General features: G+C 62.0%; 23 protein-coding genes. 13 read left to right on the top strand and 10 right to left on the bottom strand.

From position 1 onward, the window contains the following. The first annotated feature begins 22 nt into the window (after positions 1-22). Entirely contained in the window at positions 23-898 is an 876-nt protein-coding gene (locus OHL11_RS09375; RefSeq protein WP_263371226.1) for a UbiA-like polyprenyltransferase, read from the top strand. A gap of 65 nt (positions 899-963) precedes the next feature. On the opposite strand, the gene OHL11_RS09370 is transcribed toward OHL11_RS09375, so the two are convergent. Continuing rightward, positions 964-1,278, bottom strand: a complete 315-nt coding sequence (locus OHL11_RS09370) for a CsbD family protein (protein ID WP_263371225.1) — start codon at positions 1,276-1,278, stop codon at positions 964-966. A gap of 115 nt (positions 1,279-1,393) precedes the next feature. Next, on the bottom strand, positions 1,394-1,543 hold the full coding sequence (locus tag OHL11_RS09365) for a lmo0937 family membrane protein (RefSeq protein ID WP_263371224.1): 150 nt from the start codon (positions 1,541-1,543) through the stop codon (positions 1,394-1,396). Between the two features lie 173 nt (positions 1,544-1,716). Between OHL11_RS09365 and OHL11_RS09360 the strand changes: the two genes are divergently transcribed. After that, the gene (locus tag OHL11_RS09360) at positions 1,717-2,559 is read left to right on the top strand and encodes a prephenate dehydratase (protein WP_263371223.1); all 843 of its coding nucleotides are present in this window, start codon (positions 1,717-1,719) and stop codon (positions 2,557-2,559) included. An 80-nt stretch (positions 2,560-2,639) separates the two neighbouring features. On the opposite strand, the gene OHL11_RS09355 is transcribed toward OHL11_RS09360, so the two are convergent. From OHL11_RS09355 to OHL11_RS09345, 3 genes are all read right to left on the bottom strand, one after another. Beyond that, positions 2,640-2,912, bottom strand: coding sequence for a hypothetical protein (locus OHL11_RS09355; protein ID WP_263371222.1), 273 nt, complete (start codon positions 2,910-2,912; stop codon positions 2,640-2,642). Positions 2,913-3,057: 145 nt separating this feature from the next. Then, the gene (locus tag OHL11_RS09350; protein WP_263371221.1) at positions 3,058-3,333 is read right to left on the bottom strand and encodes a hypothetical protein; all 276 of its coding nucleotides are present in this window, start codon (positions 3,331-3,333) and stop codon (positions 3,058-3,060) included. A gap of 201 nt (positions 3,334-3,534) precedes the next feature. Then, complete coding sequence (locus OHL11_RS09345) at positions 3,535-3,705, bottom strand: hypothetical protein (protein WP_263371220.1); 171 nt, start codon at positions 3,703-3,705, stop codon at positions 3,535-3,537. 133 nt (positions 3,706-3,838) lie between these two features. Here OHL11_RS09345 and OHL11_RS09340 point away from each other — a divergent pair, with 133 nt between their 5' ends. From OHL11_RS09340 to OHL11_RS09305, 8 genes are all read left to right on the top strand, one after another. Beyond that, a complete protein-coding gene (locus tag OHL11_RS09340) occupies positions 3,839-4,234 on the top strand; it encodes a HesB/IscA family protein (RefSeq protein WP_263371219.1) in 396 nt (131 codons plus the stop codon). Between the two features lie 94 nt (positions 4,235-4,328). Continuing rightward, on the top strand, positions 4,329-5,528 hold the full coding sequence (locus OHL11_RS09335) for a type II secretion system F family protein (protein WP_263371218.1): 1,200 nt from the start codon (positions 4,329-4,331) through the stop codon (positions 5,526-5,528). A gap of 42 nt (positions 5,529-5,570) precedes the next feature. Beyond that, the gene (locus OHL11_RS09330) at positions 5,571-7,208 is read left to right on the top strand and encodes a GspE/PulE family protein (RefSeq protein WP_263371217.1); all 1,638 of its coding nucleotides are present in this window, start codon (positions 5,571-5,573) and stop codon (positions 7,206-7,208) included. 133 nt (positions 7,209-7,341) lie between these two features. Continuing rightward, on the top strand, positions 7,342-8,586 hold the full coding sequence (gene pilM, locus OHL11_RS09325; RefSeq protein WP_263371216.1) for a type IV pilus biogenesis protein PilM: 1,245 nt from the start codon (positions 7,342-7,344) through the stop codon (positions 8,584-8,586). Further along, positions 8,583-9,356: a PilN domain-containing protein gene (locus OHL11_RS09320; protein WP_263371215.1), complete on the top strand. Its 774-nt coding sequence runs from the start codon at positions 8,583-8,585 to the stop codon at positions 9,354-9,356. The genes pilM and OHL11_RS09320 overlap by 4 nt, the downstream gene beginning before the upstream one ends. Continuing rightward, entirely contained in the window at positions 9,353-10,042 is a 690-nt protein-coding gene (locus tag OHL11_RS09315; protein ID WP_263371214.1) for a GspMb/PilO family protein, read from the top strand. The genes OHL11_RS09320 and OHL11_RS09315 overlap by 4 nt, the downstream gene beginning before the upstream one ends. Then, positions 10,039-10,719, top strand: coding sequence for a hypothetical protein (locus OHL11_RS09310; protein ID WP_263371213.1), 681 nt, complete (start codon positions 10,039-10,041; stop codon positions 10,717-10,719). The genes OHL11_RS09315 and OHL11_RS09310 overlap by 4 nt, the downstream gene beginning before the upstream one ends. A gap of 8 nt (positions 10,720-10,727) precedes the next feature. After that, on the top strand, positions 10,728-11,639 hold the full coding sequence (locus tag OHL11_RS09305) for a type II secretion system protein (RefSeq protein WP_263371212.1): 912 nt from the start codon (positions 10,728-10,730) through the stop codon (positions 11,637-11,639). Positions 11,640-11,702: 63 nt separating this feature from the next. Here OHL11_RS09305 and OHL11_RS09300 read toward each other — a convergent pair whose 3' ends face one another. After that, positions 11,703-11,876 (bottom strand): hypothetical protein, encoded by a 174-nt coding sequence (locus OHL11_RS09300; protein WP_263371211.1) that lies wholly within the window; start codon positions 11,874-11,876, stop codon positions 11,703-11,705. Then, positions 11,876-12,292, bottom strand: a complete 417-nt coding sequence (locus OHL11_RS09295; protein WP_263371210.1) for a DUF6677 family protein — start codon at positions 12,290-12,292, stop codon at positions 11,876-11,878. The genes OHL11_RS09300 and OHL11_RS09295 overlap by 1 nt, the downstream gene beginning before the upstream one ends. 48 nt (positions 12,293-12,340) lie before the next feature. Between OHL11_RS09295 and OHL11_RS09290 the strand changes: the two genes are divergently transcribed. Next, complete coding sequence (locus OHL11_RS09290) at positions 12,341-13,261, top strand: alpha/beta fold hydrolase (protein ID WP_263371209.1); 921 nt, start codon at positions 12,341-12,343, stop codon at positions 13,259-13,261. 146 nt (positions 13,262-13,407) lie between these two features. Here OHL11_RS09290 and OHL11_RS09285 read toward each other — a convergent pair whose 3' ends face one another. Beyond that, positions 13,408-14,583: a M24 family metallopeptidase gene (locus OHL11_RS09285; protein WP_263371208.1), complete on the bottom strand. Its 1,176-nt coding sequence runs from the start codon at positions 14,581-14,583 to the stop codon at positions 13,408-13,410. 286 nt (positions 14,584-14,869) lie between these two features. Here OHL11_RS09285 and OHL11_RS09280 point away from each other — a divergent pair, with 286 nt between their 5' ends. Next, entirely contained in the window at positions 14,870-15,118 is a 249-nt protein-coding gene (locus tag OHL11_RS09280; RefSeq protein WP_263371207.1) for a hypothetical protein, read from the top strand. Next, the gene (locus OHL11_RS09275; RefSeq protein WP_263371206.1) at positions 15,115-16,779 is read left to right on the top strand and encodes a cytochrome c oxidase subunit I; all 1,665 of its coding nucleotides are present in this window, start codon (positions 15,115-15,117) and stop codon (positions 16,777-16,779) included. The genes OHL11_RS09280 and OHL11_RS09275 overlap by 4 nt, the downstream gene beginning before the upstream one ends. Before the next feature lie 55 nt (positions 16,780-16,834). On the opposite strand, the gene OHL11_RS09270 is transcribed toward OHL11_RS09275, so the two are convergent. Further along, on the bottom strand, positions 16,835-17,539 hold the full coding sequence (locus OHL11_RS09270; protein ID WP_263371205.1) for a Crp/Fnr family transcriptional regulator: 705 nt from the start codon (positions 17,537-17,539) through the stop codon (positions 16,835-16,837). 83 nt (positions 17,540-17,622) lie between these two features. Continuing rightward, positions 17,623-20,793, bottom strand: a complete 3,171-nt coding sequence (infB, locus tag OHL11_RS09265; protein ID WP_263371204.1) for a translation initiation factor IF-2 — start codon at positions 20,791-20,793, stop codon at positions 17,623-17,625. Positions 20,794-20,934: the final 141 nt, after the last annotated feature.

Raw genomic sequence — 20,934 nt, 5'->3', positions numbered from 1 at the left:
ACAGCTTCTACAATAGGAAGTGATGGAATCTGTGCTTCGCAATACGCGGGTAACGCTCGAAATGATCAAGTGGGAACACTCGATCTTCGCGTTGCCCTTCGCTCTTACGGCAACCGTGCTCGCGGCCGATGGCTGGCCGTCGCTGCGTGTGCTGCTGCTCATCGTGTGGTGTATGGTGATGGCGCGCTCAGCAGCGATGGGCTTCAACCGCTGGGCCGATGCAGAGCTCGACGCTGAGAACCCGCGCACGAAGATCCGCGCGATCCCCGCCGGACAACTCTCCAAAAGCTTTGTGCTTGCGTTCACCATAGTGGCCGCCGCGCTCTTCGTGCTGGGGGCCGCTCTGCTGAACCACCTCACGCTGCTGCTCTCGCCTGTGGCGCTGCTGGTAGTGCTGGCCTACAGCTACATGAAGCGCATCACGCGATGGTCGCACGTGGTGCTGGGTCTTGCTCTCGGTATCGCACCGGCCGCCGCATGGATCGCTGTGCGCGGTTCGCTTGACCCGCGCATCATCCTGCTGACGGCGATTGTCTTGCTTTGGGTCGGCGGCTTCGACGTGCTCTACGCCTGCCAGGACTTCGAGCATGATCGCGGCGCGGGGCTCAACAGCATTCCCGCAGCGTTCGGCCTCGAAGGCGCATTCTGGATCGCGCGTGTCATGCATCTCGGAATGGCTGCGCTGCTCTTCGTCATGTGGCACGCCTTTGCGCTGGGACCGATCGCGCTTGCGGGCGATGTCGCGGTGATCCTCCTACTCGCCTATGAGCACTCGATCATCTCACCGCGAGATCTGCGCCGGATGAACGCCGCATTCTTCACGCTGAATGGTGTGATCTCGATGGTCTTCTTCGTGGCTGTCGCTGTGGACGTCTTCGTTCGTCGCCTGCATCGATAAATTCGAGCATAAGAGAAACGGCCTGACGCTCGCGCGGCAGGCCGTTTCTTTTTCTACTGGAAAGCTTATGCGGCCCTATCGTCGCCCTTCACTGCATGGAGGACAGAGTCCTTCACATTCTGCGCCGTGGAGGTGATCTTCTCGCGGATGTCATGGCCGTGCTGTTCGGCTTCGCCTGCATGGCGAGCCTTGTAGTCGTCCACCTTGTCCTGCGTGGCTTCCTTAACGCCGCCCCATGCCTGTTCTGCGTGGCCCTTCACTTCCTGTGCCGCGCCTTCGTTGGCAACCTTCTGGTTGTCAGTGCCCTCGCCGAAGGCCTGCTTCACCTTGCCTGCGACTTCGTCGAACTTGCCCTTTACAGTGCTATCCGAAATGCTCATGACCCGACTCCTTCCAGTGCTCTGAAGTTTGAAGCGCCGCGACAACGCACTCTGCTGCCGCGGCGCTGTTGAGGAGCGTTCCCAGTCCAAGACAGGCAACGCTCGCGTAAGCCTTTTAGATTCCTCGACGACCCGAAAGCAGGTTGAAGATCAGCACGATGATCGCGAGGATGAGCAGCAGATGGATCCAGCTGCCGAGAACGTGAAAGCCGACGAAGCCGAGAAGCCAAAGAACGACGAGGATGATCGTGATTGTCCAAAGCATAAGTGTTCTCCTAATGTCGCGCGTTGTTGGCCCTGTAGCTCGCGCTTTGAAATTTGTCCGCCGTGTGCGCTTGCTCCGCGCATTGGCGTTCGCTATGGTAAGTTGCCGATAGCAGGTGCGAGGTTGTCCTTGTAGCGCAAGGATTTCTTTGCGTTTTGGAGAGAAGAAAAAGAGTGAGTGCTGGGCAACTAAAACGCGTCGCCATACAGGGCGAATTAGGCTCGAACAGCCACATGGCAACGCTGACGATGTTGGGCTCTGACGTCGAGGTAGTGCCGTGCCAGGTCTCGGCAGATGTGATCGCCGCTGTACTGCAGGGTGACGTCGACGGGGCGGTGCTGCCGATCGAGAATAGCCTGCATGGTTCGGTCGCCGAACACTATGATCTCTTCCTCACGCATCCTGTGCGGCCTGACCGCGAAATCTCGATGCGCATCGTGCATAACCTGATCGCTGCGCCGGGTGTGAAGCTCGAAGACATTCACACCATCCTCTCGCATCCCGTAGCGCTCTCGCAGTGCCGTCGCTTTCTTTCTGAGCAGAAGCAGGCGCGCGCCGCTTCGTTCTATGACACCGCCGGCAGCGTGAAGCATGTGATGGAGCAGGGGCTTCTCGATACCGCGGGCATTGCTCCCGCACTGGCCGCTCAGGTCTACGACGCAGAGATTCTCGTGCCCGGCGTGGAAGATCACGCAGAGAACTACACGCGTTTTCATCTGGTGCGTCGTGCAGAAGATGAAGTGCTGCTTGATGGCGAAGCGAACAAGGTGACTGCGGCTTTTGCGATTGAGCATCGTCCCGGTTCGCTGGTCGATGCTTTGCAGGGACTTGCGGCGACGGGTGCGAACCTGACGAAGATCGAGTCGCGCCCGGTGCCTGGCAAGCCGTGGGAGTACGTCTTCTACGTGGACTTCCGCTTTGATGGCGCTGACGTTGCGGAAGCCGCGCTGGCTTCGCTGCGTGAGCATTCGGCCATGGTCAAGGAGATCGGCCGCTATCGAGCGGCCGAGTCCTAGCAGGCGCGTGGGGATGGCCAAGACCTGCCACCCTCCCCGAGGACAGGCCTTGGCCACGGACGGCAGCACGACGCAAAAGCTTAGAACGCCGTGTGCACGATGTTGTGAACGACCAGACCGACCACGGCGATGGTCGTGAGCGCAGCGACTCCACCCACGCCACGGCAGTACGTGGTCACGCGGTCAACGCGACGCACAATCTCTGCCTGTTCCTGGTGGTGGTAGTTCGTGCCGTCCTCGTCGCCGAGGAAGAGCTGATCAGTTTCGTGATTGGTGAGGTTGGCGCGGTACACCATCAGAATGACGAATGCCGCGATCGAAATACCCCAGATCGAATAAGCGAAGGTTTGCATCGGAAGATCCCCACAGAGCGAAGTCTGGCCGGGATACCGGGTGCGTCAGAAGTTCGGCGCGCGAGGTAGGCTGGGCCGTGAAGCGGGGGAAGCATACGCCGCACTTCCTCCGCGTGTCACGACTTTTTGCAAAAAATCTCGCAGCCTAGTGGAAGTGCACATACGGCAGCGCGCGCGCTACGGTGACACCTACAATCAGCAGGGTCAAAGCAGCAGTGGCAGCGCCTGCACCGCGGCAAAACGGGTGGATCCAATTCACACGACGAACGATCTCTTCCTGCTCCTGATGATGGAGATTGCTGCCGTCTTCGTCGGAAAGGAAGAGCTCGTCCACCTCATGCTGAGTAAGGTGGGCACGGTAAACCATCGCGACCGTGAAGGCGGCGAGGGCGATTGCCCAAAGGGCTGTAGCGATTTGCATGAAATCCATGGTGGTCCCCCAGAAGCGAAGCGTTCTGGTCCGGGATACCAGGCGAGTCCGAGAACCGGGCTCGGGAGGTAAGGCGGGCCTTTACTACTAGGTGAAGACTACGCCCCCGCACAAAAGTTGCACAGTGATGCAAATCACCGCGTTGCGATGTCACGAAAGTGATTTCAGTCGGTCGCCCGGTAGACCCAGGGACTAACTGCGGAGAACGCGGAAGTACGTGACGGCGGCGACGATCATCACCACCCCGGTCAGCACCAGCAGCGACAGAATGAAGTACGACGCGTGGCGACGCGTCTTCTCCGTCGGCTGCGTGATGCCGAAGGTATTGATGAACGCGGAGGCCAGAAAGTCGAGGAATTGCATGGTGTTCGCAGTTTAGTCCTGTCGTGCATCCATCGGGAATCTCGCGCATCCGATAAACGAGATCAAAAGTCCGCTTGCCGCGCTACGAGCGCAGCGGTAGACTTGAAAAGAAGGTTTTTGGAGGTTTTTCCCTATGTCGACTGCATCTGTGACTCCTGAAGTGGTAACCGCACCCGAAGTCGTAACCGGCGCTCCTGCGAAGGGCCCTGTGGTTCTCACGGACTCGGCGGTCGCGAAGGTCAAGGAAATCATGGCGACGCAGGACCCGATCCCGGCTGGTCTGCGCATCGGCGTGGTCGGTGGCGGATGCTCGGGCTTCCAGTACTCGATGAGCTTCGAGAACGGCGCCGGCATGATGGACAAGATCGTCAACGTGGGCGACCTGAAGGTTTTCGTCGACGCGACCAGCGCGATGTACCTGAACGGCTGCACGGTGGATTATGTCGAAACGCTCGAGGCCGCTGGCTTCAAGTTCGAGAACCCCCAGGTGAAGTCGACCTGCGGTTGCGGTTCGAGCTTCAGCGTCTAATTGAAAACAAGATTTCAAGAGAATGGCTCCGCGGACGCGGGGCCATTTTCATTTCTGCTCCGTCTAAACTGGAACTAGCAATCGCTTCCAAGCAATGACCGAATTCATCGTAAAAATCGCCGACGAGCGCGGCCGCATCCTTGAGCAGACCCACGCCGCCGCAACGGCCGACGAGCTGCGCGCTCGCTTCACGCAAGCCGGCTACCTCGTTTACTCGGTCAAGCCACGGTCGACGCTCGGCATCGCACAGAAAAAGAAGGTCAAGCTCGACACCTTCCTGATCTTCAACCAGCAGTTCCTGACGCTGATCCGAGCGGGCCTGCCGATCCTCGGCTCTATCGACCTGCTGGCCAAACGCCAAAAGGACGAGAGCTTCGCCGCGCAGCTTGGCGACGTGGCCACCCGCGTGAAAACCGGAGAGGCCATCTCGCAGGCGTTCGACGCGCAGGGCTCTTTTCCGCTGGTCTACACCGTAACCCTGCAGGCGGGCGAGCGCTCCGGCAACCTTGAAGAGGTGCTCCAGCGATTCCTCGACTTCCAGCGAGTGTCGCTGACCTTCCGCAAGAAGCTGAAGGCGTCGCTGATCTATCCGACCTTCCTGATCCTGATGGTGATCGGTCTTTTCATCTTCCTGGTCACGTTCGTAGTGCCGCGCTTCGCGCAGCTCTATGATCAGCTCGGCACCAAGCTGCCCGGCCTCACGCTGCTGCTGCTCGAGATCGGCCAGGGCGCACAGCATTACGGCATCTACATCGGTGCGGTGGTCGCGCTGATTGTCTACGGCATCATCCGCTGGACGAAGACCGAGGGCGGTGCCACGCTGATCGATCGCGTGCGCGTGAACCTGCCGGTGATCGGGCAGGTGTGGCTGAAGTATCAGGTCGGCCTCTTCTCGCGAACGCTTTCCACACTGCTGCAGGGCGGCCTGCCGCTGGTACCCAGCCTTGAGACCGCGGCGCGCTCCATCGATTCACGCTCTGTGCAGAAGGCCGTATACTCCTCGGTTGAGAACGTGCGCGAGGGCAAGGGGTTGTCGATCAGCCTTGCAAACACCGGCGTTTTCCCGGCGCTCTCGATTGAAATGATCGAAGTCGGCGAGTCTACCGGCGCGTTGCCGCAGATGCTCAACTCCGTCGCCGAGTTCTTCGAGGAAGACGTGCAGACCTCGCTGGCCGCGATCATGAGCCTGATTGAACCGGCGATTCTGATCGTGATGGGCGTCGTCGTCGTTGTGATTTTGATCGCGCTGTATCTGCCGATCTTCAGCTTGAACGGTGTGGGCGGCGGCAGCTAGCCGTCGCGCTCACCGGAACTTATGGACAGGAGTCCAAACACCATGGCCGCAGCTCCTCCAATCCCGCAGCTTTACGACAACGATATGCTCACCGAGCCGGAGCGTGCGCAGCGACTCGCGCGCCGCTACCACGCGGAGTTCATCGACCTGAAGAACTTCAAGATCGAGCACGAACTCTTTAAGAGCGTGCCCGTTGACTTGATGTTCCGCTACAACTTCGTTCCGCTGGAGCAGAACGATAACCATCTCGCGATCGCGGTTTCTGACCCCTCGCGCCTGATGGTCTTCGACGAAATCGCTGGTCTGCTGGGTCGCCGCATCGTCACGCGCGTCGCAACGAACTCGCAGATCGCCGATCTGCTGAAGAAGACCGAGCAGTCGCAGCGTGTGCTCGACGAAGCCAGCGAAGGTCTGGCCTTCGATGTGCTCTCGAGCGAAGAGAACGCGGACGAGTCGATCTCGATCGAAAAGCTGACGGCCGACGACGACATTTCGCCGATCATCCGCCTCGTCGACACGACGATCTTCACCGCACTTGAGCGCCGCGCTTCGGATATTCATCTCGAAACCTACGACGACTCGTTGCTGGTGAAGTACCGCATCGACGGTGTGCTGCAACAGGCGATGGCGCCCATCGCGCGCGAGCATCACCAGACGATTCTGTCGCGTATCAAGGTCATGAGCGAGCTCGACATCGCCGAGCGCCGCGTGCCGCAGGACGGTCGTTTCCGCGTGCGCTACAAGGGCCGCCTCATCGATTTTCGTGTGTCGATCATGCCGACGGTGCACGGCGAAAACTGCGTACTCCGTGTGCTCGACAAGGAGTCGATGTCGGAGAAGTTCACGAAGCTCTCGCTCGACGTGGTGGGCTTTGCGGAGAAGGACCTTTCGCGCTTCCGCAAGTACATCAAGGAGCCGTACGGCATGGTGCTCGTCACCGGCCCGACGGGTTCCGGTAAGACGACGACGCTTTACGCGGCGCTGAACGAGATCAAGAGCGAAGAAGACAAGATCATCACCATCGAAGACCCGGTTGAGTACCAGATCCGCGGCATCACGCAGATTCCGGTCAACGAGAAAAAGGGCCTCACGTTTGCGCGTGGTCTGCGTTCGATTCTGCGTCACGACCCGGACAAGATTCTGGTCGGCGAAATCCGTGACGCGGAGACGGCGCAGATCGCCATCAACTCAGCGCTCACCGGCCACCTTGTGTTCACCACGGTGCACGCGAACAACGTGGTCGACGTGCTTGGCCGATTCCTGAACATGGGCGTGGAGCCGTACAACTTCGTCTCCGCGTTGAACTGCATTCTGGCGCAGCGACTCGTGCGTCAGATCTGCGAGTTCTGTGTGCGCCCGGTGCATTACACGGATGAAGAATTGATCGAGAACGGGCTTGACCCGGCCGAGTGGCGCGACGTCGTCTTCAAAGAAGGCCCGGGCTGCATCGAGTGCGGCGGCACGGGGTATCGTGGCCGATCAGCGATCCACGAACTGCTGGAACTCGACGACGAAATTCGCGAGATGCTGCTCGAAAAGCGTCCCGGCTCGGAGATCCGCAAGAAGGCCAAGGCCAAGGGCATGGCCTTCCTGCGTGACTCGGCGCTGGAGCGCGTGCGTGACGGCATCACGACGCTGAAAGAGATCAACAAGGTGACCTTCGTCGAGGCTGGACGATAGCCTGTACCGGTGCCGTGGAGGAAGCGCCGCAAGTTTTCCAAGCGGATGAAATAACGTCTCTTCTTCCACTGCGTCCAACGGACAAGAGCCCGAACAAAATCAGCTTTTGGCCGGTACACTAGACAGAGCCTTGATGAATTTTTTGCCCAAAGCCTCAGGAACGCGACCGCGCGCGGCATGTGAAATTGCGCCGCAGGGCGTGACCGCCGCACGGTCCGAGTCCGTGACAGCACCGCTGGCAGCGATCACTTCGGTGAAGCTCGAGCGCGGTGCCGTAACACCGTCGCTGAAGCCCGGAAATCTCGTCGATCGCGTGGCCGTGGTAGCCGCTCTGCGCAAGGCGTTTGACGCCGTGGGCGCGAAGCCGAACACGCGCAACGCTGACGTTACCGTGGTGATTCCCGATGGCGCTTGCCGCGTGCTGCTGCTGGAGTTTGAAGCGCTCCCCACGAAGCTGAGCGAAGCGCTTCCGCTCGTGCGGTTCCGCTTGAAGAAGCTGGTGCCGTTTGACGCCGATGATGCGATGGTGAGCTTCCAGGTGTTGAGCCACACCAAGCAACTCGTTCGCGTGCTGGCTGTGGCAATCCCGCGCGATGTGCTCGGCGAGTATGAAGGCGTTGTCCGCGAAGCCGGCTTCGAGCCGGGCGCAGTGTTGCCCAGCACGCTGGCGTCGCTGGCGGGGCTGGAGCCGGGACAGACATCTCTCGTGGTGAATGTCAGCGGCTTGAGCGTCACTACTGCGATTTCGCGCGAGGGCATTCTGCTGCTGCATCGCACGGTGGACCTCCATGCCGAGCCTGTGGGCGTGCCGATTCCGCCGGTGCCAGTCGCTGACGAGAACCTCGTGGCGCTGCCGCTGGTTTCGCTCGAAGACACGCAGGAAGAATGGGCCGCGCAGCAGCCGCTGCCGGAGCATGGCCGCAATCCTTATGCGCAGGAGCCTGCGCCTGTGCAGGCTTCGCCGTACGCCGAACCGAGCGCGCTGGCTGATCTGAACGCGGAGTTGCACAACGCGATCTTGCAGGTGCCGCCTGTGTCTGTGCCCGCCGTCGTGCATGAACCGGTGGTGGCGCTGCATGAGTCCCACTCGGCCGAGGCTCTGCCCGCTGAGGCGTTCGCGCTGGAAGTGGCGCAAGCCGTGAACGTGGCGGCTGCGTATTACGAGGACACGTTGACCGCCGTAGCGGAGACGATTCTGAGCGTGGGTATGTTGAGCGCGTCAGCGTTGCAGCGCGTGCTGGAAGCGCAGGGCGTCGCAAGTACGGATGGGCTGCGCGTGCAGGAGCTGGTCACTGCAGACGCGATCGGCGCTGATGCGGTATCAGCACGTGTGAGCCGCGGATCGCTGGCCGGAGTGCGAGGAGCGTTGCGCGGATGAAGGTTCAAGTCAATCTCGCAACACGTCCGTTTGTTGAGCTGCGGCCATTCTTTCTGCGCCTGCGCATCGTCATGGGCGCGCTCGGCGTGCTGGTGATCGCGCTGGGTATCTGGGCGCATGTGCAGTCGAAGAAGCTGCAGCGCGCCGAGCAGCAGATCGCCGCGGTGCAGGCCTCGACGAACAAGGTGCAGAGCGAAAAGGTCGCGGCGGAGAACCGCATGAAGCTGCCGCAGAACGCTGCGGTGCTCGACCGCGCGCACTTCCTCAATCAGCTTTTCCTCCGCAAGAGCTTCTCCTGGACCGCGGTGATGATGGACCTGGAAACCGTGTTGCCGACCGGGGTGCAGGTGACGGCGATCGAGCCGCAGGTTTCGCAGGAAGGCGATGTGATCATCCGCCTGCGCGTGGCGGGTGACCGCGACCGCGCGGTACTGCTCGTCCGTAACCTCGAACGCTCGAAGCGCTTCCTGCAGCCGCGTCTGAGCGGTGAAGCGACGCAGTCGAAGGAAGCTGGACGCAGCGGTGCGCCGGTGAACCCGGCCGTGCCTGCGGGCGTCGAGTTCGACATCCTCGCCAACTACAATCCGTTGCCGACGAATGAGCCTTTCCGCTTTACGAAGGCGAAGACTGATAGCAGCACGCCGGGCGTAACGGATGTCCCGGTCGCTGCGGGCCATGGGCCGACGCGTCATGTGGGCAATCACCGCGATGGCATCGTGCTGAAGCCGTTCGTTCCGCCGGCACGACCGGTGCAGGGAGGTGCGCGATGAGTTCTTCGACTCCGACGCTGCCGCCGAATAGTTCTTCGCTGGCAGGGCGCCTGCCCAAGCTGACCGAGCGCGCCAAGGCGCTGCTGACGGCCGTGAACCTGCACTACGCTGGCGTTGCCGCGTTGCTGGTGATCGTGCTTTACCTGATCATCCACCTCTTCGTGCTTTGGAATGCGCTGGACCAGAACAGCGAAACGGCACTCTCCGCCGCGCGGGCGCAGAGCAAGGCCGCAGAGATCGCAGCGCAGCCATTGCGCGGTCTCGATTCCAAGGTGGACCGCTCGACCGAGGACGCGGATGCGTTCTACGGCGCGCGTCTGCCGTACGCCTACTCGCAGGTGGCGGCGGAGCTTGGCGCACTGGCGAAGAAGTCCGGTGTACGCCTGACGCGTGTGCAGTACAGCCAACTGCCGCAGCTCTCGGGCAAGTATGCGCTCACCGAAGTCCGCATGGACGCAAGCGTGAGCGGCGACTACCGCCCGGTGGTGCAGTTTCTCAACGCGCTGGAGCGTGACCACACGTTCTTTGTGATCAGTGGCATCAACCTGACGGGCCAGCAGACGGGGCAGGTGAATCTTCGCATCCGCCTGATGACGTACCTGCGTCCTTCGACCGTGGATGAGTCGACGCGCGAACTGGTGATTCCGGGCAACGAAGCGAAGCCGAATGCGGGAGGTGCGCAGTGAAGCAGGGCGCAGAAAACCGCAAGAAGACGATCGCCGCAGGCGGCCTCGGCGCACTGGCGCTGGTGTGCATGATCTACGCGTACACGCAGTTGTTCGGCGGCAGCACGCCTGCGCCGACACCGCCGCCAACGATTACACCGGCGAAGCCAGCAGCGACTACGACTTCCACGAGCAGCAGCAGCGCCTCTGCCGCGCGCGGCAACAATACCGGCGCACCGGTAGCTGCGGGCGTTCCTGCAGAGAAGCTCGCGAGCAGCAGCAAGGGGCTCGACCCCTCGCTGGACGAAGAGGCGATGCTGCGCACGGAGTCGCTCGTCTACTCCGGTTCGGGCCGCAATATCTTCTCGCTGAACGCGATGGTGGAAGCGTTGCCGACGGACGTTCCGGCGGCTCGACCGAAGAAGGTGAAGCTGCCTCCTCCGCCGCCACTGGCTCCTCCGCCACCGCCGCCGACTTGCCCGCCGACGTGCCCGCCGATCAACCTGAAGTTCTTCGGTACGGAGAAGGACGCGCAGGGCCGGATGCTGGGCTTCTATACCAGCGGCGACGACGTCTACATGGCGCTCGAGGGCGAGATCATCGCACGCAAGTACAAGGTGAAGAGCGTAGGCTCGAGCCAGTCGATGATCGAAGACCTGGTAAACAAGAACACGCAGTCGATTCCGCTGCAACACTAAACGTTCTCATGCTGACTGAACGCCAACTCGCGCAGCGCGCACGCCCCGCGGATGCGGAGTCTGGCTTTCTGCTGCTCGCGGTGATCGTCGTGGCGGCGATCATGCTGATCACGCTGGCGGTCGCCGCACCGATCGTGGCGAAGGACCTCCGCCGCGATAAGGAAGTGGAAAGCGAGCATCGCGCGCAGCAGTATGTGCGCGCGATCCAGCTTTACTACCGCAAGAACAACGGCTATCCCGCTTCGATCAAAGCGCTCGAGAACAATAACAACATCCGCTACCTGCGCCAGAAGTACATCGACCCGTTGACGGGCAAGGCCGACTATCGGCTCATCCACCAGGGCGAGCAGAAGACGACGATCAAGAGCTTCTTCGGCAAGGACCTGAGCAGCATCGGAGGCGGTGGCGGCGGCCTTGGCTCGGCGGCAGGAATGACCTCTGGCGCCACGAGCGCGGGTACAAGTTCCTCGACAATCAGCGCGGGTGGCTTGGCGGGCGGCTTTGATCAAGCGACCATCGGCGGGAGCAGCGGCTCGACGGGCCCCAGCGGTGCTTCTGGAAGCTCTGGCAGCGGCGGGGGCATGTTCGGCGACAGTACGGGCGGCGTCATCGTCGGCGTGGGCACCTCGCGTTCCGGATCGTCCATCCTGACGCCCAACGCGCAGGAGACCTACGAGACGTGGGAGTTCTGGTATGACCCGCGCATCGAGCTGCTGAAGGCCAAGGTGAGCATTCTCGGCGGCGGCATGAGCTCGCAGTCTGCGACCGGCTTTGGCGGCAGCAGCGGTTCCACCGGCAGCACCGGCTCGACGGGATCGGCCTTCGGCACAAGCACCTTCGGAACGCCTTCAGGCAGTTCTTTCGGCGGCTCGTCCGGCAGCTTCGGCAGCGGCTCCAGCACAGGCAGCACACAGCAGTAAAGCTCTGCCGGACGAGCCAGCAGAGCTTTCATTGCGTTCAGGATGACAGTGCGTAGGGACGAGCTAGTGCTTGATGGCGAACATCAGCCAGCTGGCAAGGACCACGCCGCCGACAAAAAGCACAAAGCAGAACGCACCGAAGCGGATCATCATCTTCGGCTCGGAGCGCTGCGTGATGCCGAAGACCACCGACGTGAAAAGTGCGAAGAGCAGGACCGCAGAGAAGTGGCTGTGCATTAGGACGCCTTCCTTCCGTTGGCCAGCGAAAGAGCGTCTACGGCGGCGATCACGTTCAGCAGACCACCGGCAATGAGGAACTTGCCGCCGTAGTCAGCCATCGTATTCACAGCCGAGGAAGCTCCCCAGCCCGCACCCTTGGCAATGCCAAAGAGCACGCCGAGCCCAAGCTGTGCGACGAAGCAGAGCTTATCGATGATGGAGTCCGTGCCGAACGAGTAGACCTTGCCTTGTAGCGAGAGCCCCACGACGAACATGCCGAGAATGGAGACGAAGAGCAGCGCCGCGCGAATCGGCTTGCGAACGACGAGGTGTCCTGCGCCGGGGATCAGCCAGCCCGCGATCAGGGCAAGCGTGGGAAGCGAGGATTTTTCGCCCGGAATACGTTGAGCGATCTGCTGCGATTCAGTGGCCATCGCTAGGATTCTAGCAGTTAGCATCGAACTTGCTAAAGGAGATCGACGATGTTTGGATTCGGCAGGCCTGAGGTGAAGACCGTGGTAACGAGCGAGCTGGAGTTCGCCTACGAGGAGTATGGCGCGGAGAACGCCGATGTGGTGTTGCTGCTGCATGGCTGGCCGTACGATCCGCGCTCGTTCGACAAGGTGGCCAAGCCGCTCGCCAAGCAGGGACTGCGTGTGATCGTGCCCTATTTGCGAGGTTTCGGGCCGACGAAGTATCGCGACGCCACCATTGCGCGGAACGCGCAACAGTCGCGGCTCGGCGCGGACATCGTCGAGTTGATGGACGCGTTGCAGATCGAGCGGGCTACCTTGGTGGGCTATGACTGGGGCGGCCGCGCGGCATGTGTCGTGGCGTCGCTTTGGCCTGAGCGCGTGCGTGCGCTGATCTCGATGAACGGTTATACCGTGCTGGATCCGCAGACGCTGGCGACGAAGCTGCCGCGCACGATGGAGGAGTTGGCGCAGCAGTGGTATCGGCATGTGATGCAGTTGCCGCTGGGCGAAACCGTGCTGCAGGAGCGGCGCGTGGAGTTCACCAAGCAGTGCTGGGAGATGTGGTCGCCCAACTGGAAGTTCTCTGATGGCACATTCGCGGACGCGGCGGAGAGCTTCGGCAATGCGGACTGGATGGCAACGACGTTGCAGCAGTATCGCTGGCGCACGGCGATGATCGCAGGCGACCCCTCGTTGGAAGAGATGGAGGCGAAGCTCCGGAGCAAGCCCAGGATCGCTGTGCCCACGATCGTGCTCACGGGCGACGATGATCCGCTCTATCCGCTGTACACGACCGAAGGATTGGAAGCGCAGTTTGTCGGCCCGTATGAACGCGTGCTGCTGCGCAAGGTCGGACACTGTCCACCGTACGAAGAGCCGGACGCGGTCGTCGAGGCGACGCTTGAGGTGATGAAGCGATCGCGCTGATCGGCAAGGACGTCGGGTGCCCCACATCTGCGCTTGCTGCAGATGTGGGAGAGCGCTGATGTTCAGCTCGCGGAAGCTCTGCTCGCGGGAATCCTGCAGACTCACATCTGAGAAATCGAGATGTGGGGCACCCGTTTTACCGAGTTTTAGATCCGCACAAGTTCCGTTTGTCGCGGCCCGGTCACGACGGCCTTGCCGGGCCGCGTGATCATGTTTACCTCGCTGCGCACGCCGAACTCGCCGGGGAAGTAAATGCCCGGCTCGACGGAGAAGCAGGTGTTCGGCAGCAGCAGGCGTTCGTCGTGTGTCTCGAGGTTGTCGAGGTGCGCGCCGTTGCCGTGCAGTTCGATGGCGATATTGTGGCCGGTACGGTGCGTGAACCACTGGCCGAAGCCTGCCTCGCGAATCACGTTGCGGGAGGCATCGTCGGCTTCCCAGCCTGCGATGCTGCGGCCTTCCGCGTAAGCTTTTTCAACCGCTGCGATCGAAGCATCGCGAGCATCGCGCACGGTGTTGAAGATGAGCGTTTCGCGCTCAGTGGGTTCGCGATCGACGACGCCGGTCCACGTGATGTCGTACCAGATCGCGCTCGGATCATTCGCCAGCTTCGCCCATACGTCAATCAGCACGAAGTCTCCGCGCTGGATCAGGCGTGAGCTATCGCGCGTCGGCTCGTAGTGCGAGTCTGCGGAGTTCGGTCCTGCCGAACAGTTGGGGCCGTGGTCGGTGAAGAGGCCTTCGCGAGCGATGCCCTCAAGCAGGAAGTTCACGACGTCGATCTCGCCGATGGCGCGGCCTGCGCGCACGTCGTCTCCGATCTTCTTCCATGCAGCTTGCAGCACGCCATCGAGTCGCTGTTGCGCGACGTAGTGTGTGGCGATCTGCTCTTCGGTGAGCACTGCTTCGAAGACGCTGACGAGGTCCGCGGACGAGCGCACGTCCTTGCCGAAGGAGCGCACGAGTTCGACCGTGCCTGCATCGACCATCGCGACGTACATGATGGCGTTGCGCGGCGAGTATTGCATCGCCACGGTGCGCGCACCTCCGAGCATTGCAGCGAGCTTGGCCTCAAGCTCCTGCCACGACGAATACTCTTCCTTTGCGCCGGGCAGCGTGTCGAGCTTGCCGGGTTCGATGCGATGCACGAGCTTCTTCGGCTGACCGTACGCAGGCACGAAATAGAACCAGCGACGCGATACGAAGCTGTTCGCATCCAGTCCGAGGATGCGGTAGGCGATGGGGTCGCGGTGATGGTGGTCGTAGAAGAGCCAGCCGTCGAGGTTGTTGTCGCGAAGAGCCGTTTGCAAAGCGTCGAGATTCATAGCGTGTTCAGTATCTCGCGTTTTCATCCCGGGTGGCATGGTGTCGCGCACATCAGAGTGCCAGGGATCCGCATGTCCAGAGTTCCGGCGGGATTCGCGGATCGTTGAGGTGGAAGCGATCTTTCCAGCGTGTCAGTGATTCAGTGACGAGTATGTCAGGGAAGGTGTCGTTCTCTTTTCGCTGACGACTCGCGACAGCACTTTTACACACCAACGACAAACCCTGTGACGGCCATCACAGCGCCGCGCGCCAGGCAGCGCGATGCTTAGGTCACGGAGAACAGCGATGTCGTTCAACATTCTGCAAAAGAAGTCGGCTGGCAAAGAATCGTCCTGCAAAGGGAACTGCCCGGGATGCAAGAACGCTTTGCGTCGCGCGGTCGTTTGCCCGAAGGACGCGCCCTGCGCGGGCTACGGCACCTCGGAGGCATGCCCGCCGATGATCGTCTTCGCTGTCGCCGAGCAGGCGCTGCGAGCGCTGGCAGCAGCTACGTTGCCCGCGTTCGGCTCCAGCGCAAGGAGTGTGTATTCATGAGTTCCGCAGCAGTCACCGCCCCCCTTACTGTCGATCGGAATGAGCCGGCCGAGGCCGAGCTGAATTACCTGAACGCCTCGCACGGCGTGAAGAGCTGGTTGCTCACGCAGGACCACAAGCGCATCGCGTGGCTGTACCTGATGGGCGTCACGTTCTTCTTCATCATCGGTGGCCTGTTGGCCTTCATGCTTCGCCTTGAACTGCTGACGCCGCAGCCGGACATGATGTCGCTCGACACCTTCAACAAGGTGTTCACCATGCACGGCGTGGTGATGGTCTTCTTCGTGCTCATCCCTGCGATCCCTGCGGTGATCGGCAACTTCATCCTGCCGCTGATGCTGGGCGCAAGAGACCTCGCGTTTCCGCGCATCAACCTGCTGAGCTGGTACTGCTTCCTCGTCGCAGGGTTGCTGTTGCTGGGCACTGTGGCTGCGGGCGGTGTGGATACGGGCTGGACCTTCACAGCGCCGCTCTCGACACGCTTCGTGAACACGAACGTGATCTCTGCAGGCCTGGCAGCGTTCGTCGCGGGCTTCTCGTCGATCTTCACCGGCTTGAACTTCATCGTGACGGTGCATCGTATGAGAGCACCGGGGCTTACATGGTTCCGTCTGCCGCTCTTCGTGTGGTCGCACTACGCGGCGTCGATCATCATGGTGCTCGGCACGCCGGTGGTGGCGATTGCCATCGTGCTCGTCGCCCTGGAACGCCTGGTCGGTATCGGCATCTTCGATCCTGCGATCGGTGGCGACCCTCTGCTATTCCAGCACTTGTTCTGGTTCTACTCGCACCCGGCGGTGTATGTGATGCTGCTGCCGTCGATGGCCGTGATCTCGGAGATCATCGCCTGCTTCACGCGCAAGCGCATCTTCGGCTACACCGCTGTGGCGTTCTCTTCAGTTGCGATCGCCGTCTTCGGCTTCCTGGTGTGGGAGCACCACATGTTCATCATGGGCGTCAGCCAGTACTCGGCGCTCGTCTTTTCGCTGCTCACGATGCTGGTTGCGGTGCCTTCGGCCATCAAGACCTTCAACTGGCTGGCGACTCTTTATAAAGGCTCCATCACGTTCAGCGCGCCTCTGGTCTATGCGTTGTGCTTCCTCGGTTTGTTCGTTATCGGTGGATGCACGGGCGTATTTCTTGGGTCGCTGGGAATGGATGTGCACCTGACGGAGACCTACTTCGTCGTCGCGCACTTTCACTTCGTGATGGTGGGCTCGGTCATCATGGGTTACCTCGGGGGGCTCCATTTTTGGTGGCCCAAGATGACCGGGCGCATGTATTCGGAACCGCTGGCAAAGGTCGCCGCGATCATTATCTTCATCGGCTTCTTCTTCACCTTCGGTCCGCTCTTCATCGTCGGCTACCTGGGCATGCCGCGGCGCTATGGCATGTATCCGCCGGAGTGGCAGGTGCTGAATGTCTTCTCGACCGCAGGGGCGTCGGTGATGGGCATGGGATACCTGCTCACACTCTGCTATCTCTGCTGGTCGCTGAAGTACGGCAAGAAGGCATCGGCGAATCCATGGGGAGCGTATGGACTCGAGTGGACCGTGCCTTCGCCTCCGCCGGTGGAGAACTTCAAGGAGATTCCGATCGTGGTGCACGAAGCGTACGACTACGAGTACGCGCCGCAACCGGACCACGATCTCGTCGGTTAGCCCAAGCAGGGGAGGGAAACCTCCCCTGTATTTTTTGTCTTAGAGTGGAAAGCTGTTAGCTGAAATGCGCTTCAAGAGCTGGAAGATCACGAACTACAAGGCGACCGGGCAGCTGCTCGACCGAACCTTCCGCCGCAAAACGAGTGAGTGTACGCGTGACGGTTTCGCGCGAGATCCCGCACATCGAGCCGAGTTCCTCGTGCGTGAGCGGCATGGGGATCTCAACCGCGTTTGCCTTCGTGTCGTGGCCGTTGAGCTGCGCCAGCTCGAAGAGTAGGCTGGCCAGCTTGGCGCTCGCCGAGCCAGACAACGCAAGACGTCGCGCGCTGACGAGTGCTGTCTCGTACTCCTTCGCCGTGGCGTTGGCGATGTTCTTGCCCGCCTCGCGATACTTCTCCGCAAAGCGCAGGAACTCCGGCTTGCGGACGGACTTTACTTCGCAAGGCTCGAGCGCTTCCACCGTGAGCTTCTGCTGTGTGCCGCGGATCGCCGATGCCAGACCGAGCACATCCCCGGGGCCAGCCATACGCAGCAGCAGCACCTTGCCGTCGGCAGAAGACGCATAGAGCTTCAGGTGCCCCGCACAGACCATGTATACCTGCTCAGCCTCATCGCCTTCGTGCATCAACTGCTGACCTTTGCTAAGCACCACGTTGCGTCCCAGCCCCTGCAGATCGCGCAGGGCTTCGTGCGGCAGATGGCAAAAGCAATCCGGCCCGCGGGCAATGCAGGTAAGGCAATCTCGGCGTTGCAACGGCAAGGGGGAACTCCTGTCTCTATGCTAACGCGCAAGAAAAACGCCGCGATGGCTCGCGGCGTTTTTGTTTTGTAATGGTTCGTGAATTAGACGCTGGCTTCTGCCTTCTTGGCTTCGTCTTCAGCTTCCTTCGCCTTGGCGAGCTCGGCCATCTGCTGCTTCTTGAGGTCAGCAACGTTGTGGCCCAGATCGGCGGCCATCTTCTCGGTCGTGAAGGCCTCGATGATGTCGCCCACCTTGATGTCCTTGAAGCCGGCGAGATCGATACCGCACTCGACGCCCTGGCGGACTTCGGAGACGTCATCCTTGAAGCGCTTGAGGGAAGCGAACTTGCCCTTCCAGACCTCGGTGCCGTCGCGCAGTACGCGGACGCCCATGTCGCGCTTGATGAGACCATCGCGCACGACCGAACCGGCGATCTGACCGACCTTGGTGATCTTGAAGACGTTGAGCACTTCGGCGCGGCCTTCGTAGTTCTCCTTGTAGACGGTGTCGAGCAAGCCGAGCATCGCCTTCGTCATCTCGTCCTGGAGCTCGTAGATGATCGAGTGCAGGCGAATCTCGACCTTTTCCTGATCGGCGAGGTCCTGTGCCTTGCGCTCGGGGCGCACGTTGAAGCCGATGATGATGGCGTTCGACGCCGTCGCGAGCAGCACATCGGATTCGGTGATGGCACCGACGCCGGAGTGCAGCACCTTGACGCGCACCTTCTCGGTCGACATGCGGCTGAGGCTGTCGGCGAGTACTTCCACCGAGCCCTGCACGTCGCCCTTGAGGATAAGGTTGAGGTCCTTGACGCCCGCCATCTTGATTTGCTCGGAGAGGCCTTCGAGCGAGACGCGCGAGGACTTCGCAAGCTGAGCTTCGCGCTCCTTCATCGAGCGGTACTTGGCGATTTCCTTGGCACGGTCGCGATCGGCCATGACGAGGAAGGTGTCGCCCGCATCCGGGATCGACTCGAGGCCGAGGATTTCGACCGGGGTCGAAGGACCGGCTTCGTCGATAGCGCGACCACGATCATCGAACATGGCGCGGATCTTGCCGAAGGTGTTGCCGACGATGAAGCTGTCGCCCGACTTCAGCGTACCGTTCTGCACGAGGATCGATGCCACCGCACCGCGACCGCGATCGAGCTTGGCTTCGATGACCGTACCCACTGCGGGGCGGTCCGGCGTGGCCTTTTGCTCGTTCGTGTCTGCGACCAGGCAGATCATTTCTTCGAGGCCGTCGAGGTTCAGGCGCTTCTTGGCCGAAACTTCAACGAATTCGATGTCTCCACCCATGCTGGTCGCCTGAACGCCACGCGCAGCAAGCTGCTGCATGACCTTCGAGGGATCGGCTTCGGGCTTATCGATCTTGTTGACCGCCACGATCATCGGAACCTTCGCCGCGCGGGCGTGATCGATGGCTTCGAGTGTCTGGGGCATCACGCCGTCATCGGCCGCGACGACCACGACGACGATGTCGGTGATCTTCGCACCGCGAGCACGCATGCGGGTGAAGGCTTCGTGGCCCGGGGTATCGAGGAAGACGATCTCGCGACCGAACGCCGGCGAATCGGGCTTGGTGACGTGCACCTTGTACGCACCGATGTGCTGCGTGATGCCGCCGGCTTCGCCAGCCGCCACGTCCGTCGAGCGGATCGCGTCGAGCAGCGAGGTCTTACCGTGATCGACGTGGCCCATGATCGTGACGACCGGGGCGCGCGTGATTTCGACAAGGCCTTCGGTGTTCTCGATCAGGGTCTCGAGCGCTTCGTTCTCCAGCTGCTCTTCCACCGAGATGACGGTGGCGTCCGCACCAAACTGGCGCGCTACGTCCTTGACGAGTTCGCCGTCGAGCGACTGGTTCACGGTCACCATGACGCCGCGCATGAGCAGCGTGGCGATGAGGTCCTTACCGCGAATGTCGAGCTTTTCAGCGAGGTCCTTTACCGAGATACCTTCCGTCACCGTGATCTGCTTGGTGATCGGCACCTGGCCCATGGGGATCTGAGCTGCGCCGGAGCGCGGCTGGTAGCCCTTGAGAGCGACTTCCTTGTTCTTCTCGTAGCGTTGTCCGCCCGCACGGCCACGTCCAGCAGGACGAGCTCCGGGACGATTGGCTCCCGGTGCTGCCGGGGCATCCGCTGGCGGCAACATGCCACCGGGGCCTACGCCTGCGCGCGGGCCACCGAAGCCGGGGCGATTGCCAAAGCCAGGACGCGGCGGGAAGCCAGGACGGCCGCCGGGGCCGCCAGGGCCTCCGGGACCACCCGGGAACGAACGCGTCGGGTGCATCGGGCGACGTGCGCCAGGTGCGAGCGGCGGACGCGAGCCGGGAGGGAAGTTGCCTCCGGGACCGCCAGGGCCGCCTGCGCCGGGGCGCGGACGCTCAAAGATGGGGCGACGCACCGCCGCGGCTGCTCCAGGAGCGGCCGTGTAGGTGGGGCGCGGGCCGGTCTGCGGCATGATCACGCGACGAACCGGTGTAGCCGGGGCTGCAGGAGCCGCCGGTGCCTCAGGCGCTGCTGCGGCTGCCGGAGCTTCCACGGGCGCGGTCGGTGCTTCCACCGCAGGCGCAGCGGGCGGCGCTGCCACTACGGGCGCTGCCGGTGCTGCGGGACGGGGAGCCGCTGCCGCCGGAGTCGCCGCTGCGGGCGCAGCCGGAACGGCTGCCGGACGCACGACCACGACCGGGTTTGCGGGCTGCTTGCTCGCGATTGCCGGTGCTGGGGAGATGATGTTCGGTCCCTCGCGACGGGTCTGCGGCATCACCACGCGGCGCACAGGTGCGGCCGGTGCTGCGGGCGCAGCAGGAGCCGCGTTCACGACGGGCGCAGGCGCTGCCGGAGCGGCCACCACAGGCGCTGCCGGAGGAGCCACCGCCACGGCGGGACGCACGACGCCAGCGGGGGGAGCTGCCACCACCGGACGAGCCGGGGGAGCAACAGCCACAGCCGGACGCGGAGCCACCGGGGGCGCATTCTTCGCGGCCTGTTCGGCCTGCTTGCGCTCCAGGATCGCCTTCAGCGCGTCGCCGGGCTTGGAAACTTTCGAGAGGTCGAAGCCCTTATCGTTCGCAGGAGCAGCGGTTTTCGCTGCAGCCGGACGCGAGCCGCGGGTCAGATAGCCACGGACCTTTTCGGCTTCGTCTTCCTCAATGGACGAGGAGTGGGTCTTCTTTTCGGTAACGCCAACGGCGGTCAAGGCGTCGAGAATCGACTTGCTCTTGACTTCAAGCTCACGGGCGAGATCATTGATACGAACTTTGCTCATTCAATCCTTGTTGGGCCGCGCGGTTCACCGTGGGCCGACTCTTCGGCGCTAGCTGGTCATAGAAAACCTTGTCGTTGAAGAGTGTCGAGGTGGCGTTGGTCACAAACAACGCTCGCCTCTGCTTACATTATCGCGCGAACG

Origin of the sequence: Granulicella cerasi (genome assembly GCF_025685575.1) — a bacterium.
Lineage (GTDB): Bacteria > Acidobacteriota > Terriglobia > Terriglobales > Acidobacteriaceae > Granulicella > Granulicella cerasi.
Note: the sequence above shows the minus strand (reverse complement) of the source record. Positions and strands in the feature narration are given on the sequence as shown.